Below are 16,837 nucleotides of genomic sequence, written 5' to 3'. Positions count from 1 at the left end.
GAAACACGCCGCGGGAACTGGGAGCCAGCCTTCCGTGGGGTTGTTCTGCAAATTGGTCACTGATGGTGGTCACCGCGCCTGGTCACTCTTAGCCTGCCGTCTGAGTTGTCCCTGATTTCCTACATACTCTTGGCGAACTGCTCTTCGTCGGAAGCGAATATTGACGAACGTTCTATTTCCTACACTCCTAGATCCTGTAGCCGAATCAGCCATAAAGGAGCTGCGATGCTTGTTTACAAATACATGACCCTACAAGGGCTGGACGCATGCCTGAACCTACGAACGATCAGGTTCACGAAGCCGGCCAACTTTAACGATCCCTTCGACTGCGCAGCCGCCGCAGAGCTGACGAAGGAAGGGTTGAACATTCGCCCCGTTGGCTCGACCAATGCCGACAAACTTTTCATGATCAGAAATGGAATAGGCATCCTTTCCCTAACTCGAAATCCGCTCAACCCTCTGATGTGGGCGCACTATGGCGAGAACCACAGGGGAGGCGTGATAGCTATAGATACCGAAGAGGCGGGCCTTGAAAGCACAGAGGCTAACATCATCTCTGCCAACTCCGGCAACGTGATCTACACGACCGTCAGACCTATCGTGGATGGTGAGCATCTCCCTTACCACGACGAAATCACGGCACAGCACGACAGACGGATGCTTGAAAAACTGTTCCTTCACAAATCCTTGCATTGGTCATACGAAGAGGAAATCAGGGTGGCACGCCGCGTTGACTACACGCCACAAGTGCGACATCAAGACTTCGAGATACCTAGCTCCGCCATTAAAGCTGTCTACCTAGGAGCCAAATATTTTCCTGCCCTAATAGATGATCATGACGGCCTGTTACCACGAGTTCATTTAAAACACCCAAAATATGAGATCTACCTTTGCTATCAAGATCGCCGTACCTGGGATCTACATGCAGAGCGATTTGATACCACTGGGTTCGAACTACCTACCGCTTGATGCGGCCTAAATACAGGCAGTCATCTGGCTGCTTTTGGCCGATTTCTGCCCTTTGGTCAGCGCCAGCGACTTAACAAAACTTAACCTTTTTTCAGGGCAAGAACTTGTCAAAACTTGACATCAAGCGCGCACCAGAACCTTACAAAACCTGACATTGAATCGAGTGCGGGGCCTGGCGCGATGTTGAGAAATGTTGAGATCAGATCGACCTGGAGCCGGTGGCCACGTTCGCCGCCTGTTAGTAAAAGTTAGCCCTTGGGGGAGGTTGGCCAACCCGCCACCCTGTTAACAATTGTCAAGGTAGGCGGTCGTACGTTGAGAGGTGCATCTAGAGAATGTCGAGAATCGCATATGAGCGGTTTACTTCGTATTGTCAGCTTTAGGAGTCAGGTCGTCAGCGACTGAGCTGTCCATAAAAATGCTAGCTGCTCTTCTACTGATGTAAAAGCCACCGTCCTGCATTCGCGCGCGCATCATATCCCCCACTCCGCCTGGGTACCTGATCATAAAATTCAGTCGTCCTAGGCGATCGTAGAAGCTTTGCAAGTCATCTACCGTGAAGTGTGCTTCTACCACCGCATTCTTGTGTACGCGAATGGTTGAGATAATCGCTGGGTTAGTTTTTTGCCAGTCCCACATGCCGTGGACCAGAGCGTTTCTGTACTCGCCGAGGCGATTTATTTCCTCATATTGTTCTTTCAAAATTTCAGCATGCTCCTCTGGCGCGTTGTCGAGAACATGCGTTTTCCAAAGTTTCAATACTTCGGAAAACTGCGCGTTATTCATTTTTTTTGGTAAGGCTGCGTTCTCTTCATCTGGTGGGCAAAATTTCAGCAGTGTCTGGGTAAATACCTCATGTTCAAGCGCACCCCACAGAGCGACGATTTTGCCAACGAAGAAAGTCTCGCGGTCAGATAGCTCGACATCGAACCTGTAAAAATCGTCTCGGCTTTTATCCATGGTGAATCTCTCTATCGGTTAGCTCGTTTTGGTGGAGGTTTGACCTGATTGATTAGCGAGCATAGCCGGCCCGGGGAGGGATAGCGCGACGGCTCTAGATTTTAAGAGCGGGCGGCGCGGTGGTTACTTTTGGTGGTTACCGCCGTGGTTACCAGCGGTTCAGCGATGCGGTCGGCGAAACAGACGATTTGGTCTGAGTGAGACCATATCGTCTGTCTCAAAGCGTGACAAAGCCGCCCGAAGGCGGCCCTATCTTTTCGCTACAGCGTGGTGGGGAGAATGTCTAAAACACCGTCACCGCTTGTTGATATTCGGTAGTTTTTCACCTTTCCGCCACTGACGATTGCCTCTCGCTCTTGTCTGTCCGCGCCCATCCCGCAGATGCCGCTTCCTTGGTATGCCGCACCGACAACAACAGACCCTGCTGGGACGTGGAGGGAAACCCTCTCTCCAGGGTTGAGTAATGCCGCCACTTTTCCGTCTACGAAAAGGCCAACCGAGCAAAGGCTTCCCGTATGGCCCGAGTCGCGGGTCACCGACAACGTGCCTGTGCCTGGCACGTCTTTCTGGTATGCAAGAACCCTTTCAGGCGGTACCGCGACAGCGTTTTTGATTGGCACCGGGGAAGTGGCACAGCCTGCCAGAAGGGCGGCAAATAGTGCTGTCGTTGCAGCGATCTTCAGCATGAGAGCTCCTTTTCATGAGAAGCAACAATAGCACCGTCTAACGTTAGACTTTATCCTCGGCATAAATCGCGGCGCTGATGATCGCGCCACCCCACCGTCGGTGGCCAATGCAAAGCGGTACCGGGTTGCCCGAGGCAGTGGTGTTTTTCGCTGATCCGAATGCGTACCCGGGCACGTTTTCCGGTGCCGCGCTGGTCTTGAGACCACCAGCCTGTGGGCTGAGCATTTGGATAATGCCGCCGATGGACATTGCAGCGCCTGCCGAATACAGAAAAGGTGACGCAGCAGCGAACGGCGTGAAAGACAGCACGTATGCTGCTGCAATCAATATCCCGCCGACGATTGTCTGAAGCGAACCCGCGCGTTTACTACCTGTAATCACTGGTGCAATGGTGATGTCGCCGGTTCCGTTGTAGTTCAACTCCTTCTCGCCAATATTCCGTTTTTCGCGGAACACGGCGAACTCTAAGCCCCTGGATTTGGCGTTCGATATATAGCGCTCAAATCCGGGGATCTGAACGCACAAGGCTTTGACGGCTTCCGCTGGGGTGCGCACGGCCAATGGATAGGACTTGCCGAACTGGCGAAGGGCACCGCGAAGCTTGAAGTTGATGACAGGGGTGTATTCGATCACTGATGCGGCCATGGGTTTTTCTCCTACTTTGCATTGGTGGTGTGGGTTGGTACTTCGGCGCCGATCTGCATGGCGAGCATCATTCGGGATGCCATGGCGTCGTCACGGATAGCCTTTTCGCGGCGTGGTTCAGGGTTCCACGCCCAGCAATGGATCGCCTGGTAGGCGCGAGCCCCACGGAATGTTCCGCGCAATAGGTCGGCTGAGATCCTTCCCTCATCCTCTGTGAAAAATGGCCCGTCGATGGTCACCTTCTGCCCGTCGCGGACGTGTTGCACTTCCCAGACGAGGTAGCCGCCATTCATGTTTGGGGCAACGGCAAAATCCATGATTTTGCACGCCTCCGCGAAGCGCTCCAGGTACGTGGGCACCTGGCCCGTTGTATTGCTGTTTTGGTCTGTCATGTTTCCTCTATGCGCCGCTGGCGCCTGTCATGGGCAGTTGCCCGGTGGTGTTACTCGGTGTCGCGCCACGTTTTCTTGATTCGCAAAACGTGGCGCGGAAAATGGTCAGTTGCCGACGATGCTCAGGGCTGGCGGCAGCTTTGGGCCGAACGGCGCACCAGGGGCGAATGGGTCGGGCAACTGATCTTCTGGGCATTCCCTGATGAACCGGATCATGGCGGCGTGGCAGGCTTGATACAGCGGGCCACCGGCGCCCCATTCGTCGCTCTTGCGGTCGGCGCTGTCCTCCAGTTGGGATAGGTAGGCCACTCCGCGAAGGCTGGTGTCACCGTCTGCGCTGGCCCGATGGCGATGTACTGGGTTGACGCCCAGCAGGTCGCACATCTGGTCGAACCCCAGAGCCTGCGCCAGCCCCTCGCGGTCGAACATTAGTGATTTGCCAAACCCAGCGAGTGCGCTCCACGCTCCGCTGCGGGTAGCCTCCTGGTGTTCGTTGGCCTGCTCCTCCAGTTCCGCAATGGTCTGCCGGGTGAATGGGAGAAACGCTTTCAGCTTTCCCGCTTGCCGGCGTAGGGCTCGCCGTTCACCGCGGATAACGTCGAGCTGGACAGCAATGGCGCGACATATTCGCCGGGTGGTGATGAGCTGCGTAGCGGCGCTGATGCCGGGTTTCATACCGATGTTGCACAAGCGGGTGATAAGGCTGGGCGTCATTGGTGCGCCTCCATAGGCGTGTTGTCGTAGCTGGCGCGCAAGTGGGCGCCAGCCGTGCAATAGCGGCCGGTGGGCGCGTAGCAGCTCCGACAAACCATGATGTGGTTGAGGTAGTGGTCACGGGCTTGTCGCCATTCGGGCGTGGCAGTGGCGGCGCTTGCGTGTGGGCTTGTAATGAGTCGGGGAGCGCGCTCGACAGGGTTGGCCAGCACCAGGCGTGGGCGAGGCTGACTCCCCAAAATTGGTGAGTCGATACCTGCAATGGCTGGCGGCATGTGATCGAGCAAGCCGGAAAGGAGACTCATGGCGTCACCTCGGCCTGATTGCTCCATTGCCCATATGTGTCTCTAGAAGAAAATCGGGGGAACGGGGGAACAGTGGGAACAGCCAATGTTTCCGGGGCTTTCAGAGGGGGTTTCTGTTCCCCACGTTTTTTTGTGGGGAACGGTGATAACCAAATTCTGGAAAACGCAGACACGCTTATATTCAAAAACATGTTTGTGTTCCCCCTGTTCCCCATACATTCAATAAGGGGGAACGGCCGCAGCCCACGGTTTTACTGGCTGTTCCCCCGTTCCCCCTGTTCCCCACGTTTATAGGTTCCTGTGAACTCGGGCATTCGTACTTGGTGGATTTGGTGGTCATGCGCCGGCCCCTTCGCTGTCCATGGCTTCTGGATCGATCACGTACAGCCGCGCCGATCCGCCGGCGGGGATGCGGTACTTTTTGGTTTTGCGGCTATCGCGGTCGGTGTCGCGTTTGGCCAGGGCCCCGCCAACCTCCAGTGCCTTGACCACGCGGGTGAGGCCGAACCCATGGGCGGCCTCGATCAGCGCGGACTTGTTGAACAGATAGAGCCGCTTGCCGGCCACCAGCTCCCAGTATCCGGCGCGGTTGAATACCTTGGCGTCCACCTCCGCTGCGTCGACATCGGAGAATCGGCTGCTGCCGTGCTTGTCGATAAAATCGATGATGCCGGCCAGGATCTGGCGGTCTTCTGCGTTCCCCCCGCCGACACGGGAGAGCCATTCCCCGTAGAGCAAGCGGCAGTCGGAGAGGGCGGTGCCCGGCTCCCATGGCAACAGGCCGTAGGCGATGGCCATCTCGCCCGCCAGCGCGATCACGGCGAACCGGTCAGCCACGCGGCCGGCCTGGGCGTTGTCCTCGACGAATTGGGCGCGGATGCCGTCAAAGTCACTGAGCAGCCCGGGCTTATCGTCGGCGGCGACCAGGTGCTCCACAAACGCTGGTCCAAGGTGGCCGTGGTGGGCGCCGACCGCTACGGTGAGCTGCCGGTGAAAGTCCGCTCCCTCAAGCCCGTGCAATTCGTCGAAGGCCCGGTGTGTGCGGGTACCGGCGTTCACGTCGACCATGCGCAACTCGGCGCCAGCGTGGGCGGCATTGCCGGATATGGCCGCGTGTTCAGAGAGTGAGCGCTCTCCGCTCGAGAGTGTCAGCAGGCGCCAGCTCAATTTGGCGCGGCCTTCGCGCTCGCGGGTCATGGTGCCTTTGCCCTGGCCGTTGGCGAGGGAATACGCCATTTCCTGTACGCGCTTGGGGTCGGCGCGCTTGATCTCATCCAAGGGCAGGATGGTGTCATTGCGGCTCGATGCCTCGATCTCCAGGCCGCCCTTGGTCATGTCCCAACTGGCGGCGAACACGCCCGGGTCGCCCCATACCGACGATCCGATCAGTTGCGCCAGCGACTTACCGCTCGAGCTATCGCCCACAAGGTGAACACCACCGCCCAGCACGCCCACCAAACTCAGCAATGGGCCCGCCAGCGAGCAGCCGATCGCCAGAGTCAGTACCGGATTGCCCGCGCACTTGGCGGCCACCTCCGATTGCCAGAGCGCCAGCTCGCCGCGCCGGCTGAAAAGTACCTGAGCCTTACTGCTGGCCTGGTATCGCACATTGGCGCTGCCGATGGTTCGCCCAGGCAGCACGAACGCGCCCGACTCATGCCAGCCCGGCCGGCTGGTGGTGGCAAACACTTCTGCAGGATGCTGGTCGAGCAGGTACTCCATGAACGTGCCGCGTTTCTTGAGGGCGATAATGACGCCCATCCCGAACAAGGCGCGCCTGGCGTCCTCGCCACTGCCGCCGAACACCTCCATGGCGATGATCCATTCTTTGATGCCGCCCTCTGTGACCAGGCGCAACAACCGGCCCTCGCTGCCATCGTCGCTGTTGGTGGTGCGGGCGACGACTGTGACAGGGCTGGAGATCCACTCATCGGTGATTGGCCGGTCGCCGGTATCGCCCTCGGCGTCGTCCTGGTCAGCGGCGGCGCGCTTGAAGCTATGCCAGTAAACGCCCGGTCGCAGCTTGCGGCCCTTTTCATTGATCACCCAATGCTCATACACCGCCCAGCAGGGGCGATCTGGCGCAATCGTCGCGGCGTCCGGCCGAAGGTTGATCACGTTGGTGTCAGGCTTGGACATGGGCGAGTTTCCAGTTGGCGAGGTCATTGAAGTCGGTCAGTTCATTGGGGGCGTCTTCCGGCCACTCAGGGAAAGCCACCTGGCCGCCCACTGCCGCGGCCGCTGCGTTTGCCGCTGCGCGCCCCGGGTTGCCATCGGTGAGCCGGTCGTCGTCGCCGGCGATGACGATTGGCTGGCCCGGGTAGCGAGCGCGCAGGCTCATCGCCGCCGGGATCAAGTTGCCCGCGTTCATGGCGGCGGCAACGACGTAGCCGCCGTGCTGGTGGAGGCTGGCGGCCGTCGCCCACCCTTCGCAGATGCAAAGCACAGAACCTGGCTCGATGATGCCAAGCGGTGAATAGGTGCCCTTGATCCGGCCGCCGAACAGGAAGCGCTTGTCGCCGTCGGGAGCAATTCGTTGCAGGTTGACCAAGCGCCCATCCAGGTACAGCGGAATCAACAGGTCATTGCCACGCTGGCGCAGGCCGTAAGAGCGAACCGCCTTGGCGACCAAATACGGATGGTCGGGCGCGGCCCGGCGCGCATTGCGCCACCAGTGATTAGCCTTCTCGGCGGCCTGCTGCTGGCGCCGGTGTTGCTCGGCTTCGCGCTGGCGCCGGGCCTGGTCTACCCGCACGCGGATTTGGGCCGCTTCGCGGGCGTCCACCGGTTCGCGACTACACCAGGTGCTGGCGCCACCGGCTTTCCAACTGCCGAAAGCGCCGGATGCAATGCCGTCCAGGTACAGCACATACCAGCCGTTGAGCGAGCCAGGCTTATCCTCCGGCACACGGAACCGGTGGATTGCACCGTCGGGCTCTGGTAGCCAGTCGAGAGGGCCATAGACGGCCTGGAGCGCATCACGGAATAGGATCGTTGCGTCAGTCATGCGGCCCCCTTCGGCGGGGTAAACCGCTTGGCCAAGCTCTCCAGTTTCTGAGTCAGGCGCTCCAGCTCATCACAATGGCCGCCTTGGTCGCCTTCCGAGATACGCAGCTCCAGGAAGCCGACCAGGGTTTCCACCAGCAGCACATAGCTGGCGCTGTCGATATGAGCGCCAGCAGCGGGTGGGCCGCCACTGCCCTTGCGTTTGATTGGGGTCACGTTACCCATGGCCGACCTCCCGGCGATCAGCGCCAGCAAAGGCCCGGCAAACTTGACCGTTGTTCACACCGTGCCAGCGGGTAATGTCGTCGATAGAATCACCCAGGCAGGCCGTCACCTGGGCGTCAGCACTGCGCATAACAACGCGCCCGCACTCAGCGTCGGCCTCGGTCAAGAACAGTCCCAGCAATGCCTTGGGCACCTTCGGGTGCGTGACGTAAAACAGCTCGGTGGCTTTTTTCAGGCAAGCCGATCCCGTCGACGCAGATGCGCCGTTTTGAATTTTCATGCTTAACCTCTTAGGTCAGGGCGTCGGCGCTTCGCATGAGTACGCGGCGGCTTTGGACAAAATGCGTGGCTGAAAAAGGGATCGAATGTGAACGTATGTGCTGGCTCATAGGGCGACCTCGCGGTATTGCTGAGCGCCGCCCAGGTCGTCCGATCCGAATAGGGCTTGATTGACGGCCTTCCGGCTTTCCAGCATCAGATCGTGTTCATCATGCGTGCCGACGCCCGCCGCCACCCAGTCAGGCAGTTCCTTGCGGCGCCGCATCTCGTTCAAGTGCGTCCACCAGCGGGTAGCGTGTGTGCGCTCGGCAGAAATCGCCTCGGCCACCTCGTTACTGCGCTGGTCCAGCAGGTAGTGCGGCAACGGCGCTGCGTTCCGCGCCTCGGCGTTCGCATCATCCAGCTCGTTTTCCATGCACTCACACCACTGGTAAACCTTGGTGTTCCAGTCGGTTATCTCGATAGTGCCCAACTGCGCGAAGGCGTGAGGCGTGCTGTCTTCGGGGAAGGTCTCAAGCATCAGCGTGAAGATTGCGCGCACGCTCTCGAGCGCACTGGTCACTTCGTACAGATCCTGGACGCCGGTCTCGGCTATTTCCTTGTAGGAGCGGCTCATAGCTCACCCCCGGCGTTCAGGCCAGCGCACCCGGACAGAGCGGCGGAAATTGCCTCGCGGTTGCAGTCGGCGGTGTTGGCGCCGTCAGCGGCTAGGTTCCACGCGACATCTACCAGATTGCGGACGTGCTGACTCGTGCCCTTGTCTGCCAATGCGGCATAGAGAACGGCCTCAACCTTGCGCAGGGCGATCTGGGCGCTTTCGAGATCCTCAAGCGTGTCGTGGGCGATCTCTTGGATGGTGCGGGCGGGAGTATTCATTGCACACCCTCGGCAGACTCTAGGGAGCGGGCAATGCTCATGTGGTGCGAGTAACGCTTGAGGCGGGTTGCGAGGCTGGAGTTTGCGCGGAGGGCGCTCAGGGCCATGCGGCGGTGAGCAAATGCGCGAATTGCGGGCGGAATGAGGGCGTGCATATGTGGAGCTCCCGTATCAATTTGAGAGCTGCCACGTTCGCGACCAAACGAATGGGTGGCAGCCGTGCGCAGGTTGGTCGACCGGAGATACAGAAATCCGGCACGCCCGAAGGCGTCCTGCGCACAGCCGCCATAAAACGAAACTGCGGGCGTAAAAAAAGCGCCTGCAATCGTAATAGGGGCGCTGTTGCGCCTGTATCTACTCGGGCGACCAAACCCGGTCACTGAATTTGCAGTGACGGGCGAACCATACCGACGAGCACGATTGCTTGCAACAAAAGTTATCGACCGCTCATCGCCGATCATGAGCGAGGCGTTCATGCTGCCACCGGGCGACGAGGAGCATTTGTGCCTTTGAGCATAGCCAGCACGCTCTTGGCGCGCTTGTATTCGGTGGGCGGCAAGCTGTAGCGAGTCACAAGGCAAGGCAGTCCCCAGTGGTTCGGCACGCGCTCGGACTTGCGGGCGAACTTCAGGCCGTAGCCGTGGGTCAAGCTGCTGATTGTGCTGTGGAGGCAGTGATCGCCCAGGCGTTCGGCCTCGAAGCGATTGAGGCTGCGGTCCTGGAGCAGATACGCCAGGACGCGGCTGATCTTCGTCGGCGCTTTTCCTGTGCTGGTGGTACTATCGGCGTGAGATTTTTCTGGGCTGGCCTTTATGGGTTGGCCTTTTTTTTGGTCGGTCATTTATGCCGCCTCCCCTCGCAAGGCGATGCGCTGGCGCACCCAGGCATGGACCTCGGCCAGCACAAAGCCAACTGGCGAACCACGCGACTTGCTGTTGCTCAGTGGCACAGGGCGGGGGAAGGTCGGATCGTCTTTTAGGCGCTTGTAGACGGTGGGACGGGCGAGGCCGGTGATGGCTTCGAGATCCGGCATGCGAATCAGGGTGATCGCCGGGTCGAAGTTATGCGCGGCGGCAGCAGAAGGTTGATGCGGTGCGTGAATGGTGTGCATTGTGCGTTTCCCGATACTGATTTAGACGGGAAACAGGTTCGCTTTTAGCTCATTATCGGTCACCGCAATTGCGGAATTTAGTACCGCAATCACGGATTCCGACGAGATTAATCACGGTCCTTCATGGCCTTGTTGGCAATGGAAAAGATTTTCTCTAGGTTCCTTTTGCTGAAACCTCTCATATGGGGATATGTCTCCAGCATCTCGGAAATAATCGCCGACTGATTGAGGCCGGTACGGCTGGGCTTTCCGATTAGAGCGATCAAGGCCGCGATGACGGGGTAGCTAGATAAGGTATCCGCCCCTCTGTTGTTATTTGCTTTGATGCCGCGGATATGTGATCCGTTGATTGTCGAGACCTTGTGAAAAACAGTCTCGTCGTTTTCATTGAGGCTCCAGATTCTATTTTCTCTGGGCGGCGGCGTCAGGGTGGTTGACGGCAGAGACGAGTTTGCCAGTTCAGCAATTCGCAGGATCTCTTCGGGGTGTACCTGTACTAGCTCGAATGGCTCAATCGGCGTCAGCCGCTCGGTTGCTTCATCGAACGTTAGGACTTCGCCATGATCGCTGCGATCCACAAACCATGCATAGGTGACACCGTTGAGGCAGTGCGCGGGCGCGGCACCCAGTTCTGTGTCGATCATTTGCAGGGCGTCATTCAGATTGAATGTGAATATTCTTTGTGGTCCGTCTACTACGGGCTCTTGAATCAATGTCCATACTTTTTTTCCTGGGTACGGTTCTTCCATTGGCATGCCGGTAAATGGGCCGCCGATGCTGATATTTAGATGCCCGTCGAGGTAGAGATCGAACAAGTCGTCAGCGCTTGCGGCCTCACCTATTAAACTTTCGAGCCATTGCGCAGCACGCGCCAGCGGCAAACCTGATTTGAATCTGGTGAGTTTACTGGTCATTGATTCCTGCCTTTTGCAATTCCATTAGCGAATGTCATGCCCGTTTGCCGAAGTCCCCTTGAACAACCACGCCGCCAGCCAGGCCGTCGAGGTAGTTCGCATACCATTGCATCATCTTCGTGCGCTGCGGCAGATACTGGGCCTTGTTGTAGACGCCAGCAACACCAGGCTTCTTGTGCGATAGCTGGGCCTCGACGTGGTTCTCGTCGAACCCGTTTTCATTGAGCACCGTCGACGCGATATGCCGGAAGCCGTGGCCGGTTTGTCGGCCTTCATATCCCATACGGCGCAACGCCATCAGAAATACGGTGTCACTGCGTGGTTTGGTGTGGTCGCTACGGCCGGGGAACAGTAGGGGATAGCTGCCGGTGTACTGGCGCAGCTCCTCCAGCGCCTCGATCGCCTGAGACGAAAGCGGCACCAGGTGCTCAAGTCCCTTTTTGCGGCCTTTGCGCTCGACGGGGATCGTCCAGACCTTCTTGGCGAAATCGAACTCCGACCACTGCGCCTCGCGCAGCTCGCTGGGGCGCACGGCGAACAGACTCAGCAGGCGCAGACCGAGGCGCACATCGTGAGCGTGAGGATAGGCAGCGATGGCGCGGATCAGGCCGGGAAGCTCATCGGGTGAGACGTGGGCGTAGTTCTCGGCCTTGCCTGACTGGAGGTATTTTTGCAGCCCCTCAAGCGGGTTATGGGTCGCCCGGCCAGTTACCCGGGCCAGGTCGTAGGCGTCTCGGCAGTACGAGCGCACCCGGCTCATTTGCTCAAGGATTCCCTGCTGCTCCATACCGCGCAGAAACTCCATCCACTCAAGCGGTGTGATGTCGGCGTATGGGCGCTTGCCGAACACCGGGAAGACGTGACGCTCCAGGGCGCCGATGATTCGCTTGGCGGTGCCCGCGTCCCAGTTGGTGAGGCGAGAGGCGTACCACTCTCGCGCCAGTGGCTCGAATGTCTCGCCGGCGACATCCCTTTCTGCTTTCTTGCGGGCTTGCTTGGTAACGATCGGGTTTTTGCCGTCGGCGGCGTCGGTGCGCAATTCGGCAGCTTTCTGTCTGGCGACTGATCCGCTCACCTCGGGGTAACCGCCAAGCCCAAGCCATGACCATTTGCCGTCGGGCTTCTTGTAGCGAAGCTGCCAGGACTTTTGGCCATCAGGCTTCACGCGGAAATAAAGGCCGCTCCCGTCCAGCTCGCGATACTCGTTGGCATCAGGCTCCAGGCCGGCCAATGCGGTATCGGAAAGGGGGCGGCGTTTTATCTCGGATCGCTTCATTTTGGCTTGTATCCCCTCGGTTCAATTATTTGTCGAGGATACACAGGGGGATACACGGAGGGAAGGTATAGGGGGATACAAGGAGAGATAGCCAGAAACAAGAAAGCCCGCACTAGGCGGGCTTCTTGAGGTTGTTTAGAGACTCATGGAGACATCTGTAAACAGGTACTTGGTGGCTACACAGGGACTTGAACCCCGGACCCCAGCATTATGAATGCTATGCTCTAACCAACTGAGCTATGTAGCCAAGTGGCGCGCATTATTCGCTCGGAACGGCAATGCGTCAAGTCTTTTTGTTGAATTTTTTTCTACGCTTTCAACCGTTTAACCGAAAACACTGCTTTGGGTGACAGGCGGCAGGGAGGGGCGCTGGCCGATGCGCTCTGTAGCGGTGGGCAGATGCAGAGCATTGGCGTCTATCAGGCCAAGTCTGACAGTGTTGGGCAGATATCCCTGTCGCCCAACGCTTGCCCGGCTAATTCAGCTTAGCGATGCAGGGGGGTGTGGGTCACGCGCTTGAGCTGTTCGCGTGCCCGTGACAGGCGCGAGCGCACGGTGCCGATAGGGATATCCAGTACGTCGGCGGTGTCCTGATAGCTACCGTCGGTTTCCAGTGAAGCGTACAGCGTCTTGCGCATCTCGGTCGGCAAGTGATCGATAGCGCTCAGGGTATTTTCCAGGCGCCGGTTGATCTCAAACTCCCAATCCAGACTGTGGGTGTCTTCCTGGCCATGCCATAGCGACTCATCGAATTCGCAATGTGCGGGTTTGGCATACAGGCGCCGAAAGTGATTGCGGATCAGGTTCTGCGCGATGCCACACATCCAGGTGCTGAGCGTTGCGGTGCCGCTGAAACGTTCGCGATTACGCCAGGCTTCCAGGTAGGTCAATTGCAAAAGATCATCCGCATCTTCCGGGTTAAGCACGCGTTTATGAATAAAGCGGCGAAGCTTTTTCTGTTGATCGTCTGTCAGATGAAGCATGAATTGAGGCGAATTGCCACCAAGGTGAACTAAGGCTTCAATAGGAATATTCATGATTTTTTCCTTAAGGTAGACGCAGTCGAAACGTATCGACAGGAACCCGATTGCACTGCTTGTGCCAAACAGAAAAAATCACGTAACTACTTAATTTATATATATAAATATCTTGAATTGATGCTTTTTTACGCAGGCTTTTGCACGTGAGGATTAGAGGTCCGTGCAAGTATTTTCAAACGTGCCGTCGTCTCGAATTTCAATGGAACCGTATGGGGAGGCTTTGCCACACAGAGACACACTCTTCCTGAACTGGCCTGTCCATGAAAGTCGAATCGCGCAACGATGTGCCAACGGTCCAACGCCTGGATCAACCTGTTATCAGCAATACTGCCGTGCCTGCGCCTGCGAAGGGTGTTGATGAACTGGCCCAACTGTTCAATCAGGAAGTAGAGCTCAATAAACTTCCGCTGGCCCAGCGGCAGATGGCCCAGCGCGTGCCTGCTGCGGAACAACTGGTGCAGCTTTATGACCAGTTGGGGCATCCGGCCCAGGCGAGCATGGCCTCGGTTTCTCGCCGCATCAGGATGCAGTTACTGCAAAACGCCAGCGTCGACAAATTGCTCGACCTCACAGGCGGCGACCCGGCGCGTGCGTTCGTGGTCCTCAAGCACGTGGCAGGCCAGGCGGACGCTGAACTGCGTAAATCCGAGGCTGCCTTGGCCCGCGCAGCCATTGCCAAATTCGAGGCGCGTTTCAAGGGAGAAATCCAGGCTGGCCTGAACATTGCCGTAGCATTGCAAGCAGCCGGCGCGGACCCGCAGGAACGCCAGGCGCTCCGCGCGCTCTACTATGCCAGCGTGGTCACGCGCCAATCGCTGGCGACCATGATGCAAGCCCTGCTGGGCGTATACGGCGGCGAGCGCTTCTATGAAGGGCTCAATGTGATGCGTAAAGCCTTGGCAGACGATATCGCGGCCCGGGTGTCATCGATGCCCACCCCACTGTTGCGTTCTGTGCTGCTGGGCCTGCGAAGTTGCGGGCAGTTGGGCACCGTATTGGCCGATTGCCTGGCGTTCAACCTGCGACTGGGCATCGATCATGACGCCGTTTCCCTGCTGCAGCGCCTGCTTGGATACGCCGATAGCGGCATCGCCGCCGATGAAATCCTGCGGTTGGGGAATGAGATGGGGAGTGGTTCGCCCTCCAGGCAACTGGCAGCTCTCAACGCGCTTTACCCTCTTATCCGGCAGTTACCGTTGGCCTTATGGTCTGACAGTAGAGTCCGCGAGGAAACCTTGTTCAGGTTTGTAGCGGTGATGGACGAGCTGAACCGGATCGACGGTGGTACCCAGCGTTTTCCTGAGTTGGCCGGGGTTATGACGTGACCCTGCTGTCGACCATCAACGGCTTGCTGCTCAAAGTGGCACAGCGCGCAGAAGTGCTGGGCGCCGTGGTGGTCATGGCCATTGTCTTTATCTTTATCGTGCCACTGCCGACCTGGCTGGTAGATATTCTGATTGCGCTCAATATCTGCATATCTTGCCTGTTGATCGTACTGGCGCTTTATCTACCAGGCCCTCTGGCGTTCTCATCGTTCCCATCGATCCTGTTGCTGACCACCATGTTTCGTTTGGCGCTGTCGATTGCGACCACGCGCTTGATCCTGCTGGAACAGGACGCCGGTGACATCGTCGAGGCCTTCGGCAATTTCGTGGTGGGGGGAAACCTGGCGGTAGGGATGGTGATCTTTCTGATCCTGACCCTGGTCAACTTCCTGGTGATCACCAAGGGCTCGGAGCGGGTCGCCGAGGTGGCGGCGCGGTTCAGCCTGGATGCGATGCCGGGCAAACAGATGTCTATCGATAGCGATCTGCGTGCAGGGCTGATTGACGGCATGCAAGCGAGGGACAAGCGTGAGCAGTTGTCGCGTGAGAGCCAACTGTTCGGGGCCATGGATGGGGCCATGAAGTTCGTCAAGGGCGACGCCATCGCCGGCTTGATCATCGTCGTGGTCAACCTGTTGGGCGGCTTCTCCACAGGAATGTTCCAGCACGGCTTGAGCGCAGGCGATTCGATGGCGTTGTATTCGGTACTGACGATCGGCGATGGCCTGATTGCACAGATTCCGGCGCTGCTGATCTCTTTGACTGCGGGCATGATCATCACCCGTGTTGCGCCGGATGGACGCAAAGGCGTCAGTAACATGGGCGTCGAAATTGCCCGGCAAATGACCAGCGAGCCCAAGAGTTGGGTGATAGCCTCGGTGGGAATGCTTGCGTTTGCCGCGGTCCCTGGCATGCCTACCCTGGTATTTATCCTGATCGCGCTGATCACCGGCAGCGTGGGTTACTACCTGGTGCGCCAGCGTCAACACCAGGCAGGGCCTTCCAACGAGGCCGCCGAAGTCGTTCGCCCTGAAGAGAACGGTAAAGAGGACTTGCGCGGCTTTGACCCGTCGCGCCCTTACCTGTTGCAGTTTTCCCCTGTTCTGCGTGGCACGCCTGAAGTGACGAATCTGATTCACGGGATTCGCCAGGCGCGAAATTCGCTGGTCGCCAATATTGGCCTGACATTGCCGCCGTTCGAAGTCGAGCTCGATGACTCCCTGGCCCCCGATGAGATGCGCTTTTGTGTGCATGAAGTCCCCATGGTCAGGGCGTCAGTGGTCAATCATATGGCCGTTGAGCGCATGGCACTTGAGGTTGAGCCAGAGCACGCCATCGCCGGGTTGGCTGAGCGCGATGAGCAGGATTGGCTCTGGTTGGCCCCTGACGATCCGCTGCTTGATGATCCGCAACTGGAGCGCTTCACCGCCACGAGCCTGATCCTGGAGCGTATGCGCAAGGCGATGATGCTCAGCGGGCCACAGTTCCTGGGGATTCAGGAGAGCAAGTCGATCCTGAGTTGGCTTGAGCATAATCAGCCGGAACTGGTGCAGGAACTGCAGCGCATCATGCCGCTGTCGCGTTTTTCTGCGGTGTTGCAGCGCCTGGCCAGTGAAGGTGTCCCCCTGCGGGCGGTGCGCCTGATTGTCGAATCGCTGATCGAGTACGGACAGCATGAGCGTGAGCCGGAAGCCCTGGCCGACTATGCACGCATTGCTCTCAAGGCGCAGATCTATCACCAGTACAGCGAGGCCGACGGCCTGCACGCCTGGCTGTTGTCTGCGCAAAGCGAAAACATCCTGCGCGAAGCCCTGCGCCAAACCCAGACCGGGGTGTTCTTTGCGTTGGACCAGGATCACAGCGCGGCGTTTATCAACCTGCTCAATCAGGCCTTTACCTTGAGGGCCAAGAGCAAAAGCGTGATGTTGGTGGCGCAGGACTTGCGCAGCCCCTTGCGGACTCTATTGCTCGAAGAGTTCAACCATGTACCGGTGCTGTCTTTCGCTGAGTTGGGGAGCGCATCCAAGGTCAAGGTGTTGGGGCGCATTGACCTCGGTCAGGAAGCATTGATGCGTGGCGCAGCGGCATGATTTCGCAGCCATGGACAGTACGA

The 16,837-nt window shown here is 58.4% G+C and carries 21 protein-coding genes and 1 tRNA gene; 3 read left to right on the top strand and 19 right to left on the bottom strand.

Going from position 1 to position 16,837, the window contains the following annotated elements; translation table 11 throughout:
• Positions 1 to 225 precede the first annotated feature (225 nt).
• On the top strand, positions 226 to 969 hold the full coding sequence (locus tag E4P00_RS15155; RefSeq protein ID WP_248131906.1) for a DUF2971 domain-containing protein: 744 nt from the start codon (positions 226 to 228) through the stop codon (positions 967 to 969).
• A gap of 360 nt (positions 970 to 1,329) precedes the next feature.
• On the opposite strand, the gene E4P00_RS15150 is transcribed toward E4P00_RS15155, so the two are convergent.
• The 19 genes from E4P00_RS15150 to E4P00_RS15060 all read right to left on the bottom strand — a co-directional run bounded on the left by E4P00_RS15150 (position 1,330) and on the right by E4P00_RS15060 (position 13,396).
• Positions 1,330 to 1,929, bottom strand: a complete 600-nt coding sequence (locus E4P00_RS15150) for a hypothetical protein (RefSeq protein ID WP_248131904.1) — start codon at positions 1,927 to 1,929, stop codon at positions 1,330 to 1,332.
• A 260-nt stretch (positions 1,930 to 2,189) separates the two neighbouring features.
• Complete coding sequence (locus E4P00_RS15145; RefSeq protein WP_191947012.1) at positions 2,190 to 2,615, bottom strand: hypothetical protein; 426 nt, start codon at positions 2,613 to 2,615, stop codon at positions 2,190 to 2,192.
• A gap of 43 nt (positions 2,616 to 2,658) precedes the next feature.
• A complete protein-coding gene (locus E4P00_RS15140) occupies positions 2,659 to 3,261 on the bottom strand; it encodes a tail assembly protein (RefSeq protein ID WP_248131902.1) in 603 nt (200 codons plus the stop codon).
• Positions 3,262 to 3,272: 11 nt separating this feature from the next.
• A complete protein-coding gene (locus tag E4P00_RS15135) occupies positions 3,273 to 3,653 on the bottom strand; it encodes a hypothetical protein (RefSeq protein ID WP_248131900.1) in 381 nt (126 codons plus the stop codon).
• 105 nt (positions 3,654 to 3,758) lie between these two features.
• Entirely contained in the window at positions 3,759 to 4,367 is a 609-nt protein-coding gene (locus tag E4P00_RS15130; protein ID WP_248131898.1) for a hypothetical protein, read from the bottom strand.
• A complete protein-coding gene (locus tag E4P00_RS15125) occupies positions 4,364 to 4,672 on the bottom strand; it encodes a hypothetical protein (protein WP_248131896.1) in 309 nt (102 codons plus the stop codon). Before E4P00_RS15125 ends, E4P00_RS15130 begins: the two co-directional genes overlap by 4 nt.
• Positions 4,673 to 5,008: 336 nt before the next feature.
• Positions 5,009 to 6,811 (bottom strand): DUF927 domain-containing protein, encoded by a 1,803-nt coding sequence (locus tag E4P00_RS15120; RefSeq protein WP_248131930.1) that lies wholly within the window; start codon positions 6,809 to 6,811, stop codon positions 5,009 to 5,011.
• A complete protein-coding gene (locus E4P00_RS15115) occupies positions 6,798 to 7,679 on the bottom strand; it encodes a toprim domain-containing protein (protein ID WP_248131894.1) in 882 nt (293 codons plus the stop codon). The genes E4P00_RS15120 and E4P00_RS15115 overlap by 14 nt, the downstream gene beginning before the upstream one ends.
• Positions 7,676 to 7,903, bottom strand: a complete 228-nt coding sequence (locus E4P00_RS15110) for a hypothetical protein (RefSeq protein ID WP_248131892.1) — start codon at positions 7,901 to 7,903, stop codon at positions 7,676 to 7,678. The genes E4P00_RS15115 and E4P00_RS15110 overlap by 4 nt, the downstream gene beginning before the upstream one ends.
• Positions 7,896 to 8,183, bottom strand: a complete 288-nt coding sequence (locus E4P00_RS15105; protein ID WP_248131890.1) for a hypothetical protein — start codon at positions 8,181 to 8,183, stop codon at positions 7,896 to 7,898. The genes E4P00_RS15110 and E4P00_RS15105 overlap by 8 nt, the downstream gene beginning before the upstream one ends.
• Before the next feature lie 105 nt (positions 8,184 to 8,288).
• Positions 8,289 to 8,798, bottom strand: coding sequence for a hypothetical protein (locus E4P00_RS15100; RefSeq protein ID WP_248131888.1), 510 nt, complete (start codon positions 8,796 to 8,798; stop codon positions 8,289 to 8,291).
• The gene (locus E4P00_RS15095; RefSeq protein ID WP_170039428.1) at positions 8,795 to 9,058 is read right to left on the bottom strand and encodes a hypothetical protein; all 264 of its coding nucleotides are present in this window, start codon (positions 9,056 to 9,058) and stop codon (positions 8,795 to 8,797) included. The genes E4P00_RS15100 and E4P00_RS15095 overlap by 4 nt, the downstream gene beginning before the upstream one ends.
• Positions 9,055 to 9,534 carry a hypothetical protein gene (locus E4P00_RS15090; protein ID WP_248131932.1) on the bottom strand — a complete coding sequence of 160 codons (480 nt, stop codon included), beginning with the start codon at positions 9,532 to 9,534 and terminating at the stop codon, positions 9,055 to 9,057. The genes E4P00_RS15095 and E4P00_RS15090 overlap by 4 nt, the downstream gene beginning before the upstream one ends.
• Positions 9,531 to 9,899 (bottom strand): hypothetical protein, encoded by a 369-nt coding sequence (locus E4P00_RS15085; RefSeq protein WP_248131886.1) that lies wholly within the window; start codon positions 9,897 to 9,899, stop codon positions 9,531 to 9,533. Before E4P00_RS15085 ends, E4P00_RS15090 begins: the two co-directional genes overlap by 4 nt.
• Positions 9,900 to 10,169: an AlpA family phage regulatory protein gene (locus E4P00_RS15080; protein WP_248131884.1), complete on the bottom strand. Its 270-nt coding sequence runs from the start codon at positions 10,167 to 10,169 to the stop codon at positions 9,900 to 9,902.
• A gap of 107 nt (positions 10,170 to 10,276) precedes the next feature.
• Positions 10,277 to 11,083 (bottom strand): hypothetical protein, encoded by an 807-nt coding sequence (locus tag E4P00_RS15075; protein ID WP_186761707.1) that lies wholly within the window; start codon positions 11,081 to 11,083, stop codon positions 10,277 to 10,279.
• A gap of 34 nt (positions 11,084 to 11,117) precedes the next feature.
• A complete protein-coding gene (locus tag E4P00_RS15070; protein WP_248131882.1) occupies positions 11,118 to 12,359 on the bottom strand; it encodes a tyrosine-type recombinase/integrase in 1,242 nt (413 codons plus the stop codon).
• Between the two features lie 170 nt (positions 12,360 to 12,529).
• A tRNA-Met gene (locus tag E4P00_RS15065) sits at positions 12,530 to 12,606 on the bottom strand.
• 238 nt (positions 12,607 to 12,844) lie between these two features.
• The gene (locus E4P00_RS15060) at positions 12,845 to 13,396 is read right to left on the bottom strand and encodes an RNA polymerase sigma factor (RefSeq protein WP_078820225.1); all 552 of its coding nucleotides are present in this window, start codon (positions 13,394 to 13,396) and stop codon (positions 12,845 to 12,847) included.
• Positions 13,397 to 13,659: 263 nt separating this feature from the next.
• On the opposite strand from E4P00_RS15060, the gene E4P00_RS15055 reads away from it, so the two are divergent.
• Positions 13,660 to 14,724, top strand: coding sequence for a TyeA family type III secretion system gatekeeper subunit (locus E4P00_RS15055; RefSeq protein WP_078820226.1), 1,065 nt, complete (start codon positions 13,660 to 13,662; stop codon positions 14,722 to 14,724).
• Entirely contained in the window at positions 14,721 to 16,814 is a 2,094-nt protein-coding gene (gene sctV / locus E4P00_RS15050; protein WP_032878025.1) for a type III secretion system export apparatus subunit SctV, read from the top strand. Before E4P00_RS15055 ends, sctV begins: the two co-directional genes overlap by 4 nt.
• The last annotated feature ends 23 nt before the right edge of the window (positions 16,815 to 16,837 follow it).

It is taken from the genome of Pseudomonas sp. B329, assembly GCF_023127835.1.
Taxonomy (GTDB): domain Bacteria; phylum Pseudomonadota; class Gammaproteobacteria; order Pseudomonadales; family Pseudomonadaceae; genus Aquipseudomonas; species Aquipseudomonas synxantha_A.
The sequence above is the reverse complement of the archived record's forward strand: the minus strand, read 5'-3'. Positions and strand labels throughout refer to the sequence as shown.

Excerpts from the sequence above, each read along its gene's own strand:
- E4P00_RS15155 (WP_248131906.1), top strand. The coding sequence starts at position 226 with ATGCTTGTTTACAAATACATGACCCTACAAGGGCTGGACGCATGCCTG.
- E4P00_RS15150 (WP_248131904.1), bottom strand. The coding sequence starts at position 1,929 with ATGGATAAAAGCCGAGACGATTTTTACAGGTTCGATGTCGAGCTATCT.
- E4P00_RS15145 (WP_191947012.1), bottom strand. The coding sequence starts at position 2,615 with ATGCTGAAGATCGCTGCAACGACAGCACTATTTGCCGCCCTTCTGGCA.
- E4P00_RS15140 (WP_248131902.1), bottom strand. The coding sequence starts at position 3,261 with ATGGCCGCATCAGTGATCGAATACACCCCTGTCATCAACTTCAAGCTT.
- E4P00_RS15135 (WP_248131900.1), bottom strand. The coding sequence starts at position 3,653 with ATGACAGACCAAAACAGCAATACAACGGGCCAGGTGCCCACGTACCTG.
- E4P00_RS15130 (WP_248131898.1), bottom strand. The coding sequence starts at position 4,367 with ATGACGCCCAGCCTTATCACCCGCTTGTGCAACATCGGTATGAAACCC.
- E4P00_RS15125 (WP_248131896.1), bottom strand. The coding sequence starts at position 4,672 with ATGAGTCTCCTTTCCGGCTTGCTCGATCACATGCCGCCAGCCATTGCA.
- E4P00_RS15120 (WP_248131930.1), bottom strand. The coding sequence starts at position 6,811 with ATGTCCAAGCCTGACACCAACGTGATCAACCTTCGGCCGGACGCCGCG.
- E4P00_RS15115 (WP_248131894.1), bottom strand. The coding sequence starts at position 7,679 with ATGACTGACGCAACGATCCTATTCCGTGATGCGCTCCAGGCCGTCTAT.
- E4P00_RS15110 (WP_248131892.1), bottom strand. The coding sequence starts at position 7,903 with ATGGGTAACGTGACCCCAATCAAACGCAAGGGCAGTGGCGGCCCACCC.
- E4P00_RS15105 (WP_248131890.1), bottom strand. The coding sequence starts at position 8,183 with ATGAAAATTCAAAACGGCGCATCTGCGTCGACGGGATCGGCTTGCCTG.
- E4P00_RS15100 (WP_248131888.1), bottom strand. The coding sequence starts at position 8,798 with ATGAGCCGCTCCTACAAGGAAATAGCCGAGACCGGCGTCCAGGATCTG.
- E4P00_RS15095 (WP_170039428.1), bottom strand. The coding sequence starts at position 9,058 with ATGAATACTCCCGCCCGCACCATCCAAGAGATCGCCCACGACACGCTT.
- E4P00_RS15090 (WP_248131932.1), bottom strand. The coding sequence starts at position 9,534 with ATGAACGCCTCGCTCATGATCGGCGATGAGCGGTCGATAACTTTTGTT.
- E4P00_RS15085 (WP_248131886.1), bottom strand. The coding sequence starts at position 9,899 with ATGACCGACCAAAAAAAAGGCCAACCCATAAAGGCCAGCCCAGAAAAA.
- E4P00_RS15080 (WP_248131884.1), bottom strand. The coding sequence starts at position 10,169 with ATGCACACCATTCACGCACCGCATCAACCTTCTGCTGCCGCCGCGCAT.
- E4P00_RS15075 (WP_186761707.1), bottom strand. The coding sequence starts at position 11,083 with ATGACCAGTAAACTCACCAGATTCAAATCAGGTTTGCCGCTGGCGCGT.
- E4P00_RS15070 (WP_248131882.1), bottom strand. The coding sequence starts at position 12,359 with ATGAAGCGATCCGAGATAAAACGCCGCCCCCTTTCCGATACCGCATTG.
- E4P00_RS15060 (WP_078820225.1), bottom strand. The coding sequence starts at position 13,396 with ATGAATATTCCTATTGAAGCCTTAGTTCACCTTGGTGGCAATTCGCCT.
- E4P00_RS15055 (WP_078820226.1), top strand. The coding sequence starts at position 13,660 with ATGAAAGTCGAATCGCGCAACGATGTGCCAACGGTCCAACGCCTGGAT.